The sequence below is a fragment of the Klebsiella aerogenes genome (assembly GCA_029027985.1).
Lineage (GTDB): Bacteria > Pseudomonadota > Gammaproteobacteria > Enterobacterales > Enterobacteriaceae > Klebsiella > Klebsiella aerogenes_A.
The window spans coordinates 2513702-2524877 of the sequence record CP119076.1; the positions used below are offsets into that span (position 1 = coordinate 2513702).

Below are 11176 nucleotides of genomic sequence, written 5' to 3' on the forward strand. Positions count from 1 at the left end.
ATGCTGCCGGCTAGCTTGTCCTTACAGTCGATCGGCGTCAATCACCGCCTGTACAAACTCCGCTGGCGCCTCTTGCGGCGGGTTATGACCTACCTTGCCTTTAAAATCACGGTGCTCATATTTGCCGGTAAATTTCGCGCGATAGCTTGCCGGCGTCGGGTGCGGCGCGCCGTTGTTTTCCCCTTCGATGGTCACCGTCGGTACGCTAATCGTCGGCAGCGTCGCCAGTTTCTGTTCGTCATCCGCATACTTCGCTTCGCCCGACTCCAGCCCTAAGCGCCAGCGGTAATTGCTGATAGTGATGGCGACGTGATCCGGGTTATCCAGCGCTTTGGCGCTGTCGGCAAACTCCGCATCGCTGAATTTCCACTGTGGTGAAGCCTGATGCCAGATAAATTTGGCAAAGTCATGGGTGTTTTGCCGATAGCCGGCTTCACCGCGCGGAGTGGCAAAATAGAATTGATACCACCACGACAATTCCGCCTGCGGCGGCAGCGGTTTTTCACCAATTTGCTGGCTACTAATGAGATAACCGCTCACCGAAACCAGCGACTTGACCCGCTGCGGCCATAACGCCGCGATGATATCCGCAGTGCGCGCGCCCCAGTCAAACCCGGCAATGTCCGCTTGCTTAATCTTCAGCGCATCCATCAGATGCACAATGTCCGCCGCCATCGCCGACGGCTGGCCGTTACGCGGCGTTTTATCGGACAGGAAACGCGTGCTGCCGTAGCCGCGCAGATACGGCACAATGACCCGATACCCCTTCTGCGCCAGCGCCGGTGCCACCTGCGCATAGCTTTGAATATCATACGGCCAGCCGTGCAGTAAAATCACCGCCTGACCATCGCGTGGGCCAAGATCGACATAGCCGATACTCAAATCGCCGGCGTTAATCTGTTGAACCTTATCGAACGCGCCAGCGTCTTGCGCGGCGCACACACCGGCGGACCACAGCGCAGATAAACACAGTGCCACCGCGCTGGCATTACGACTCAGGGATAATCTGTTCATCGCTACCTCACCTTTTGTCAGGATGTTTTAAGAGAGTACGCCAACAGTTAAACAGGTTTTTGTATCCGGCATGTGCGGAGCCAGGCGCGGTTTTGCATCGCCATGTATGCTTCATGCCAGCGGATACAGTGTGATACAAACGTGACTTTTTGCGATTGTTGCTAACTTGTAAATTTCCACTTGCCCGCTGGAGCCAATCAGTTACCGTGTCGTCAGACACTTTCTCTGCAAGAACATTCTGGAACGCGCTATGGCGATTTTTGATGGTCACAATGACCTACTGCTGAATTTATGGCTCCACCATCGCCAGGATCCAGCAACGGCTTTCTTTTCCGGTATTAAGCACGGACACCTCGACTATCCACGTATGCAGCAAGGCGGATTAACTGGCGGGCTATTCGCGCTGTTTGTGCCACCGCGAGAGTATATCGCCCGCATGGCGCCGCAGTACGCCAACCAACCGTGGGAGCCGGTCGATATTCTCTGGCAGCAGTTGGCGATCCTTAAGCAGGTGATCGCGCAATCCGCTGGCCGTGCGCGGTTATGCCTGAGTGCGGCGGATATCGAACGCTGCCGTCAGGATAAGGTACTGGCGATGGTGGCGCATATTGAAGGCGCGGGTGGTCTTGACGGCGAAGGCCGCGATCTGCAGGCTTTTTACGCCGCTGGCGTGCGCAGCATAGGTCCCTTCTGGAATATTGCCAATCGCTTCGGCGTTGGCGTCAATGGCACGTTTCCCGGCAGCCCGGACAGCGGTCCAGGGCTCACCGCCGAAGGCATCGCCCTGATTAAGCAAGCCAACGCGTTGAAGATGCAGATTGATGTTTCGCACATGAACGAAAAAGCGTTCTGGGATACCGCCCGCCATTCGCAAGCGCCGCTGGTCGCGACCCATTCCAACGTTCATGCGTTGTGCCCGCAGCCGCGTAATCTGACCGATGCGCAACTGTTGGCGATCCGCGATAGCCGCGGTGTGGTGGGGGTCAATTTCGGCAACGCTTTTCTCCGCGCCGACGGTAAACGCGATGGCGATACGCCGCTCAACACCATCATCCGCCATATCGACTATCTTATTAACATCATGGGTGACGATCATGTGGCGCTGGGTTCCGATTTTGACGGCATCACGCTACCTGATGATTTGGGCGACGTTAGCGGTTTGCCGCGGCTAATCAATGCGTTGCGCCATAGCGGCTATGATCAATTGGTGCTGGATAAGCTGCTGTGGGGAAACTGGCAAAGGGTATTAAAAAATGTTTGGCAACAATAGGATACATTGTAAATATTAAGTTAATTCCTTACATCTTACGGGTTGATAACTGTCCCCCTGAAGCGCAGTATTTGACGGCCATCACAAAATTCAGATAACGCGATGGCACTGGTGTCGTATTTTTATAGAGGAAAAAACTATGTGGAAGAAACCTGCTTTTATCGATTTACGTCTCGGTCTGGAAGTCACGCTGTACATTTCCAACCGCTAATCGCCCCGCCCGCCGTCCGCGCGGGCATTTTGTTTTACTACCTGGTCCGTCTTCATGTTTATTAAAGTCCTCGGTTCCGCCGCTGGCGGAGGCTTCCCGCAGTGGAACTGTAACTGCGCTAACTGTCAGGGCCTGCGCAACGGCACGATTCAGGCAACCGCCCGCACCCAGTCGTCGATCATCGTCAGCGACAACGGCGAAGAATGGGTGCTGTGTAACGCCTCCCCCGATATCAGCCAGCAGATTGCCCACACGCCCGAGCTCAATAAAAAAGAGGTTCTGCGCGGCACGCATATTGGCGGCATTATTCTTACCGATAGCCAGATTGACCATACCACCGGGCTGCTCAGCCTGCGCGAAGGCTGCCCGCATCAGGTGTGGTGTACGCCGGAGGTTCATGACGATCTCTCCAGCGGCTTCCCGATTTTTACCATGTTGCAGCACTGGAACGGTGGTCTGGTTCATCATCCGGTAGTGCCGCTGACGCCTTTTCAGGTGGACGCCTGCCCTGATTTACAGTTTACCGCCGTGCCGATCGCCAGCAATGCGCCGCCTTATTCACCGTGGCGCGATCGTCCGTTACCGGGTCATAACGTCGCGCTGTTTATCGAAAACCGCCGCAACGGCCAGACGCTGTTTTATGCACCGGGACTCGGCGAGCCGGATGACGCGATCCTTCCGTGGCTTCAGAAAGCGGACTGCCTGCTGATCGACGGCACCGTCTGGCAAGATGACGAATTACAGGCCACTGGCGTCGGGCGCAATACCGGCCGCGATATGGGGCATCTGGCGCTTGGCGATGAACACGGCATGATGGCGCTGCTGGCATCGCTACCGGCAAAGCGCAAAATCCTTATTCATATCAATAACACCAACCCAATCCTTAACGAACGCTCGCCGCAGCGCCATGCCCTCGCGCAGCAGGGTATTGAAGTGAGCTGGGACGGAATGAACATCACTCTTCAGGACTAACTATGCACATTAGCGAAACGCTATCGCCGCAGGAGTTTGAACAAGCGCTGCGGGCGAAAGGCGCCTACTACCATATTCACCACCCATACCATATTGCGATGCACAACGGCGAGGCCAGTCGCGAGCAAATTCAGGGGTGGGTAGCGAACCGTTTTTACTACCAGACCAATATTCCGCTGAAAGATGCGGCGATTATGGCGAACTGCCCGGATCCACACACCCGCCGCAAATGGGTGCAACGGATCCTCGATCACGATGGCAGCAATGGCCATGAGGGCGGGATCGAAGCCTGGCTGCAATTAGGCGAAGCCGTAGGGCTCAGCCGCGACGATTTGCTGAGCGAACGTCACGTTCTACCCGGCGTGCGCTTTGCCGTCGACGCTTATGTCAATTTTGCCCGCCGCGCTAACTGGCAGGAGGCGGCCTGCAGCTCGCTGACCGAACTGTTCGCCCCGCAGATCCATCAGTCGCGTCTCGATAGCTGGCCGCAGCACTATCCGTGGATCAAAGAGGACGGTTATTTTTACTTCCGCAGCCGCCTCAGCCAGGCTAACCGGGACGTTGAACATGGTCTGGAGCTGGCGAAGATCTACTGTGATAGCGCGGAAAAGCAGAATCGGATGCTGGAAATCTTGCAGTTTAAGCTCGACATCCTGTGGTCAATGCTCGACGCCATGACCATGGCCTATGCGCTGCAACGCCCGCCTTATCATACGGTCACCGACACGGCGGCCTGGCACACTACCCGACTGGTATAAACATGCAAAAGACTTCAATCGTCGCCTTTCGTCGCGGTTATCGCCTGCAGTGGGAAGCCGCCCAGGACAGCCATGTGATCCTCTACCCGGAAGGTATGGCTAAACTTAACGAAACCGCGGCCGCGATCCTTGAACTGGTCGATGGTCAACGCGATGCGGCAGCTATTATTGCCGTACTCAATGAGCGTTTCCCGGACGCCGGGGGCGTCGATGACGACGTCTGCGAGTTCCTGCAGATTGCCCGTCAACAGAAGTGGATTATCTTCCGTGAACCAGAATAAACCCGCCGTCAATCCGCCGCTGTGGCTACTGGCGGAGCTGACCTACCGTTGCCCGCTGCAGTGCCCCTACTGCTCTAACCCGCTGGACTTCGCCCGGCAGGACAACGAGCTGACAACCGAACAATGGATTGACGTCTTCCGCCAGGCGCGGGCGATGGGCAGCGTACAGATGGGCTTTTCCGGCGGTGAACCGCTCACGCGCAAAGATCTGCCAGAACTGATCCGCGCCGCCCGCGACCTGGGTTTCTATACCAACCTGATTACTTCAGGGATTGGTCTGACGGAAAGCAAACTCGACGCCTTCAGCGAGGCCGGTCTGGACCATATCCAGATTAGCTTCCAGGCCAGCGATGAGGTCCTCAACGCCGCGCTGGCGGGCAACAAAAAAGCCTTCCAGCAGAAGCTGGCGATGGCCAAAGCGGTAAAAGCGCGCGATTACCCGATGGTGCTGAACTTCGTTTTGCATCGGCATAACATCGATCAGATCGATAAAATCATCGAGCTGTGTATCGAACTGGAAGCCGATGACGTTGAGCTTGCCACCTGTCAGTTCTACGGCTGGGCGTTCCTTAACCGCCAGGGCCTGCTGCCGACGCGTGAGCAGATCGCCCTCGCCGAACAGGTCGTTGCCGATTATCGACAGAAAATGGCCGCGAACGGTAATCTGACCAATCTGCTGTTCGTTACCCCTGACTATTACGAAGAACGCCCAAAAGGCTGCATGGGCGGCTGGGGCTCCGTTTTCCTCAGCGTGACCCCGGAAGGCACCGCGCTGCCGTGTCATAGCGCGCGCCAGTTGCCGGTTGCGTTCCCATCGGTGCTGGAACAGAGCCTGGAATCGATCTGGTATGACTCCTTCGGTTTTAACCGCTATCGGGGTTATGACTGGATGCCGGAGCCGTGCCGCTCTTGTGATGAAAAAGAGAAAGACTTCGGCGGCTGCCGCTGTCAGGCCTTTATGCTGACCGGCAATGCCGATAACGCCGACCCGGTATGCAGTAAATCGCCGCACCATCATAAAATCCTCGACGCGCGGCGCGAAGCGACCTGCAGCGATATGAAAGTCGGCCAGCTGCAGTTCCGTAACCGTACCCGTTCGCAGCTTATTTATAAAACCCGGGAGCTGTGATGGCGTTGGCCACCCGCGTAGTGGAACTGGCAGGCGGCCTGCGGGCGACGCTTCTCCATCAGCCGCAAGCGGCGCGCGCGGCGGCGTTGGCGCAAGTCAGCGTCGGAAGTCACCACGAACCGCAGCGCTTCGCCGGTCTCGCGCATTTACTGGAACACCTGCTATTCAGCGGCAGTCAGCGCTATCAGGGTGATGAGCGATTAATGGCCTGGGTCCAACGCCAGGGCGGCAGTGTGAATGCTACGACCCTGGCCCGCCACAGTGCTTTTTTCTTCGAGGTCGCCGCTGACAGACTGGCCGAAGGCGTCGCGCGCCTGCAGGATATGCTGCAGACACCGCTGCTTTCGCTCAATGACATACCACGGGAAGTGGCGGTAATCGGCGCGGAGAATCAGCTTATCCAACAGCATGAACCGGCACGACGCGAAGCGGCGGCGCGGCACGCGATGGTGAAACCCGCGGCCTTCCGCCGGTTTCAGGTTGGCGATACCGATTCGCTGGGAGGCGACGCTGCGTCGCTGCATGCCGCACTACACCACTTTCACCACCGCTATTACGTCGCCAGTCATCTGCAACTGTGGCTACAGGGGCCGCAAACGTTGGATGAATTGGCCGAACTGGCGAGCGCTTTCGCGGCTGGTTTTCGCCCCGGCGCACTGCCTGACGCGGCGCCGCCGCTCGCCCTTAGCGCCGATGCTGATGGCCAACTGGCGGTCACGGAGCAGCCCGCGCTATGGCGATGTCCGCTCATCCCCCTCAGTGACAACGTCACTCTATTGCGCGAGTTTTTACTGGATGAGGCTCCCGGCAGCCTCATGGCCGGGCTGCGAGAACGCGGGCTGGCTGAAGATGTGGCGCTGAACTGGCTGTATCAGGATGACAGCCTCGGCTGGCTGGCGCTGGTTTTGAGTAGCGAACAGCCGGATGCCGTCAATGGCCTGCTTACGCAGTGGCTGCGGGCGCTCCAACACACAACTGACGAGCAGCAGAACCACTACGCTCAGCTGGCGTGGCGGCGTTTTAGCGCCCTGTCGCCGCTCGACCAATTACGCCAGCGGGCATTTGGTTTTGCGCCCGCCGCCGCGCCGACCGGTTTTGCCGCCTTCTGCGCCGACTTACTGGCGGCGCCGACATCGTATCTGGCCTGTCGAAAAAACGCGCCCCGCGAAACCATAACGACACAGGGGTTTACGCTGCCGCTTAGTCGCTGGCGACGCCAGCCAGCGGCGGCTGAATCTATCGCATTTACCTTTTATCCGCAGGTTGTTGACCGTTCTCTTCCCGAATTGGCACAGGAAGCCGCCCCGCTGCTGCATGTATCAGCGGATACTCGGCCACCAACGCTGATTCTGCGCGCACCGTTTTATGCGCGGTTTTATCAGGCGCAGGGGCTGGCGTTGGGCGAACAACTGCGCCCTTTGCTGGCTGAACTGCGCCACATCGGCGGCAGCGGCGAGTGGCAAACGGTTGATGGCAGTTGGCAGCTGACTCTGCAGCTTCCTGAACCAGGTCGCGCAGCGGATCATGCCATCACGGCGATCGTTCGTCAGATCGCCTCACCGGTGCCCGCTATCGCGCCGCAGCCTGAGAGCATCGCCATTCGTCAGTTACTGAATCATTTACCTGAGCGCCTGACATCATCAACCGGGAAAAACGGCTGGCTGGCGGCGTTGGTTGGCGGCAGCGCCGGGCAGGCGCAGCGGCTTGCCCGTCAGTTGAACCTGCCCGGCGTGCCGATCAATGCGGAAACGACATCGTTTGTTCCCTGTCGCGGCGGTATTGAACGCCTTCCCCACGCCAGCAACGATACGGCGCTGCTGATTTTCATCCCACTGCCGGAAGGCGCCCCGCTTGCTGCACTGCGGCTGCTGGCGCTGCTTTGCGAGCCACAGTTTTTTCAACGTCTGCGCGTGGAGCAGCAAATTGGCTACGTGGTCAGTTGCCGTTATCAGCGCCTCGCCGATCGCGATGGTCTGTTGCTGGCGCTCCAGTCTCCGGATCGTTCCGTGTTGAATCTGCTGCGCTGCTGTAAAACGTTTTTACGTGAGCTGACGCTGTGCAACACCGGGGAATTCAGAATATTGCAACAACAGCTGGCCGAGCAGGCGCGGTCGCCAACGAAAGCCAGCGCGACGGCATTATCTGCGCTGCGCCAGCAATATGGTTTACCGGATATCACGCCGCAGAGCATTGACGAACTGCGTTATGACGAGGTGATAGCGCTATGGCGTGAACTGACTCGCCGTCGCCGCCGCTGGCGGATCTTATTCAGCGCCCCGCCGATTCCCATATCCTGACAGCTGCGCCATTATTGCGCATCGGCGCTATCGACCTGTGGGACATTGTGTTGCGCATTGTCCGCTGCCGGCGCATTGGCCGGGTCGAAGATATGATCGAGAATCGCACGCGCCGTCGGCCCGGCCACGACGCCGTCGCCGCCGCCGTTTTCGAGGATTAACGCCATGGCCACCTTCGGATGCTGATACGGCGCGAACAGGGTATAGAAAATATGGTCGCGCAGGCGTACCGGGATCATTTTAGCGTTATAGGTTTGGTTCTCTTTCAGGCTGAATACCTGCGATGTTCCTGACTTCGCCGCAATTTGATACGGCGCGGTATGGAACAGCTTATACCCGGTCCCGTTCGGCAAATTCGCCATCCCGTACATACCATTACGCACAATGCCCCAGTATGGCGATTTCGGATCGCCAACCTGCGGCAGGTTAGCCGGTTGCTGGTAGCGTTCGACCTTATTCCCCTGCTTCATCGAATACAGCAGATGCGGATCCTGCACTTTGCCGTTATTAAGCAGCGTGGTCAGCGCTTTCACCATTTGAATCGGCGTGGCGATCCAGTAACCCTGTCCAATGCCGACAGAGATAGTATCGCCCTGATACCATGGTTTTTTATGTACCCGCTGCTTCCATTCGCGGCTCGGCAGCACCCCTGCATATTCTTCGTTAAGATCGATGCCCGTCGATTGGCCATAGCCGAATTTACTCAGCCATTCATGAATACGATCAATACCCATTTCGAAAGCCACCTGATAGAAGAAGGTATCCGCCGACTCTTCAATGGCTTTAGTCACATTCAGCATGCCGTGGCCACTTTTCAGCCAGTCGCGATAGCGACGTTGAGTGCCGGGAAGCGTCCAGGTCGGCGCGCCGAAGAAGGTGGTGTTCGGCGTAATCACGCCAGCAGAGAGCGCCGAGAGCGCCATATAGGGTTTTACCGTTGATGCTGGCGGATATAAGCCCTGCGTCACGCGGTTAATCAGCGGACGATCCTGATTATCGAGCAGAGATTTATAAGCCTGATAACCGATGCCTTTGACGAAGGGATTTGGGTCGTAGCTCGGGCTGGAGACCATTGCCAGTACCCCGCCATCGCGCGGATCGACCGCCACCACCGCGGCACGCTGCCCTTTTAGTACCGATTCAATATACTGTTGCAAATGCAGATCGAGCGTCAGATAAATGTTTTTACCAGCGATCGGCGGGACTTCTTTCAATAAGCGCACGACCCGGCCGTGGTTATCGACTTCAACTTCCTGATAGCCGGTCGTGCCATGCAGCTCTTTCTCGTAGTAGCCTTCAATGCCCTGCTTACCGATGTTATGGTCAGCGGCATAGTTTTCTTCTTCGCCATTTTTCGCCAGCCGCTGTAAATCGCTATCATTAATTTTAGAGACATAGCCGACGACGTGTGCCAGCTCGGCGCCGTACGGATAACTACGCTGCTGATAGCTCTCGACGGTAACGCCTGGAAAATGGAATTCGTTGACCGCAAACCTGGCCACTTCAACGTCGTTGAGGTCAGATTTCAGCGTGACTTCTTTATAGCGACTGTTGTGGTGCATATCGTCACGGAAGCTGGCGATATCATCCGGCGTCAGATCAACAATCGGCGTTAATGCCTGTAGCAGCGCCGACATATTGGCAATTTTGCTGGGAATGACCTGCAGACGATAGAGGGTAATGTTTTGTACCAGTGGTATGCCGTTACGATCAAAAATCAACCCACGGCTGGGCGCGATCGGTAGCATTTTGATGTCGTTCTGGTTTGAACGAGTCTGATAAAAGTCGTGCTGTTCCACTTGTAAATGGTAGAGATTAAAAATCAACACCCCAAAACAGACCACCACCAATAAGAAGGCAATGACGGCACGGCGGATAAATAGCATCTCTTCCGCCGAGTGGTCGCGGATCTCATCTCTCAATAGGGCCATTGGCGGCAATTTACCTAAGTCACTGGATAGCACAAAAAATTAAAGGCGAAGAAGAATAGCCTTATTGGCGCCAGCGCCCTATTGAAAGGTTGCTAATGAACTAACAGAAATGTATCAGTTTGTTAGGCATCCAATGTTGTCGGCTATCTCCGGCTCTCAAAAGCGATCTTCACCGCCATTCCCGTGAGCACACTCGCCATCAACCAGCGTTGAAATTGTTGCCAGCCTGGACGCTGGCCAATAAACCGCGCGACCTGACCGGCCATCACCACAATGATTCCGTTAACCACAACGCTGATTAACGCCTGGATAAAGCCTAACACCAGTGACTGACTGAGGACACTGCCGTGCCCGGGGGTGATAAATTGTGGGAGTAGCGATAAATACATGATGGCGATTTTAGGATTGGCCAGGTTTGTAATAAAACCCATCAGAAACAGCTTACGTCCGCTATCATCCGGTAAATCACGTACCGCAAAGAGCGACCGCGCCCCTGGTTTAATCGCCTGCCATGCCAGATATAACAGATAAGCGACGCCGCAAACACGCAATGCATCGTAGGCATAAGGGACGGCGAAGACCAGCGCGCTAATGCCAAAGGCCGCACACAGCATGTAGAACATAAAACCCAGCGCCACGCCGCCAAGCGAGATCAAACCGGCGCGTTTCCCCTGGCAAATCGAGCGCGAGGTGAGATACATCATGTTCGGGCCGGGCGTCAGCACCAGCCCCAGCGCCACGGCGGCAAACGTGATTAATGAAGCAAACTCAGGCATAACGTCTCCACAGATGTCAGTGATGCCCAGGCGCGCGGCGACGGCGACCATGCTCCCCGACAGTCTTCTGTCTTTAGCGCCAGTAACATGGTGCCTAAGTATTAGCTTATTCTTTGCCTGCCGACAACGCCTGCGCGCTATCAGATTCTGGACGCGTGAATAAAATACAGCGCCAATCCCCGCAGCCAGACGTTCAGAGATTGCGGCAATCTATCCGCATGCCCGCCATCCTTCGCTCAATGTTAGCGCCGTCATTGATTATTTTACTGCGGTTTTTGGCTCACCACTCTACTGGCAACGCTCATCCTTTCATCGCAGTAAAATTGTCATATCTCAAACAAGTGGCGATCCGTGCAGGCTAAGTCGTTATAACGTTTCCTTTACTGTTCCGTTACGACTATGGTTAAAGATGTGGTTTTAATTAATCGCCGATTTAACATAATAAAACTATGGTTTTATTTACCTTTGTTGAACGGTAAAAACTATTAAATCCGTAGACTCATTCAAATATCGCTTATTGGTAGCAGTGTATATCGT

General features: G+C 56.2%; 10 protein-coding genes, 1 pseudogene and 1 riboswitch. Of the genes and pseudogenes, 8 read left to right on the plus strand and 3 right to left on the minus strand.

Features of this window, described 5'->3' with window-relative positions; translation table 11 throughout:
- Nucleotides 1-21: 21 nt before the first annotated feature.
- Nucleotides 22-1014 (minus strand): alpha/beta hydrolase, encoded by a 993-nt coding sequence (locus PYR66_12050; GenBank protein WEF26094.1) that lies wholly within the window; start codon nucleotides 1012-1014, stop codon nucleotides 22-24.
- Between the two features lie 250 nt (nucleotides 1015-1264).
- Here PYR66_12050 and PYR66_12055 point away from each other — a divergent pair, with 250 nt between their 5' ends.
- The 7 genes from PYR66_12055 to pqqF all read left to right on the plus strand — a co-directional run bounded on the left by PYR66_12055 (nucleotide 1265) and on the right by pqqF (nucleotide 7932).
- Nucleotides 1265-2284: a dipeptidase gene (locus PYR66_12055; protein WEF26095.1), complete on the plus strand. Its 1020-nt coding sequence runs from the start codon at nucleotides 1265-1267 to the stop codon at nucleotides 2282-2284.
- Between the two features lie 139 nt (nucleotides 2285-2423).
- Nucleotides 2424-2495 (plus strand): pyrroloquinoline quinone precursor peptide PqqA, encoded by a 72-nt coding sequence (pqqA, locus tag PYR66_12060; protein WEF30434.1) that lies wholly within the window; start codon nucleotides 2424-2426, stop codon nucleotides 2493-2495.
- A gap of 54 nt (nucleotides 2496-2549) precedes the next feature.
- The gene (gene pqqB, locus PYR66_12065; protein WEF26096.1) at nucleotides 2550-3467 is read left to right on the plus strand and encodes a pyrroloquinoline quinone biosynthesis protein PqqB; all 918 of its coding nucleotides are present in this window, start codon (nucleotides 2550-2552) and stop codon (nucleotides 3465-3467) included.
- A 2-nt stretch (nucleotides 3468-3469) separates the two neighbouring features.
- Nucleotides 3470-4225, plus strand: a complete 756-nt coding sequence (gene pqqC, locus PYR66_12070) for a pyrroloquinoline-quinone synthase PqqC (protein WEF26097.1) — start codon at nucleotides 3470-3472, stop codon at nucleotides 4223-4225.
- A gap of 2 nt (nucleotides 4226-4227) precedes the next feature.
- Entirely contained in the window at nucleotides 4228-4506 is a 279-nt protein-coding gene (gene pqqD / locus PYR66_12075; protein ID WEF26098.1) for a pyrroloquinoline quinone biosynthesis peptide chaperone PqqD, read from the plus strand.
- Nucleotides 4493-5635: a pyrroloquinoline quinone biosynthesis protein PqqE gene (pqqE, locus tag PYR66_12080; protein ID WEF26099.1), complete on the plus strand. Its 1143-nt coding sequence runs from the start codon at nucleotides 4493-4495 to the stop codon at nucleotides 5633-5635. Before pqqD ends, pqqE begins: the two co-directional genes overlap by 14 nt.
- Nucleotides 5635-7932, plus strand: a complete 2298-nt coding sequence (gene pqqF, locus PYR66_12085; protein WEF26100.1) for a pyrroloquinoline quinone biosynthesis protein PqqF — start codon at nucleotides 5635-5637, stop codon at nucleotides 7930-7932. The genes pqqE and pqqF overlap by 1 nt, the downstream gene beginning before the upstream one ends.
- Before the next feature lie 11 nt (nucleotides 7933-7943).
- Here the strand turns inward: pqqF and mrdA are convergent, their stop codons facing one another.
- Nucleotides 7944-9863, minus strand: coding sequence for a penicillin-binding protein 2 (gene mrdA, locus PYR66_12090; protein WEF26101.1), 1920 nt, complete (start codon nucleotides 9861-9863; stop codon nucleotides 7944-7946).
- Nucleotides 9864-10006: 143 nt separating this feature from the next.
- Nucleotides 10007-10639 (minus strand): LysE family translocator, encoded by a 633-nt coding sequence (locus PYR66_12095; protein ID WEF26102.1) that lies wholly within the window; start codon nucleotides 10637-10639, stop codon nucleotides 10007-10009.
- A 17-nt stretch (nucleotides 10640-10656) separates the two neighbouring features.
- A riboswitch (ZMP/ZTP riboswitch) is annotated at nucleotides 10657-10736 on the minus strand.
- Nucleotides 10737-10832: 96 nt separating this feature from the next.
- On the opposite strand from PYR66_12095, the pseudogene PYR66_12100 reads away from it, so the two are divergent.
- Nucleotides 10833-10940: pseudogene (locus PYR66_12100) on the plus strand (LysR family transcriptional regulator).
- The last annotated feature ends 236 nt before the right edge of the window (nucleotides 10941-11176 follow it).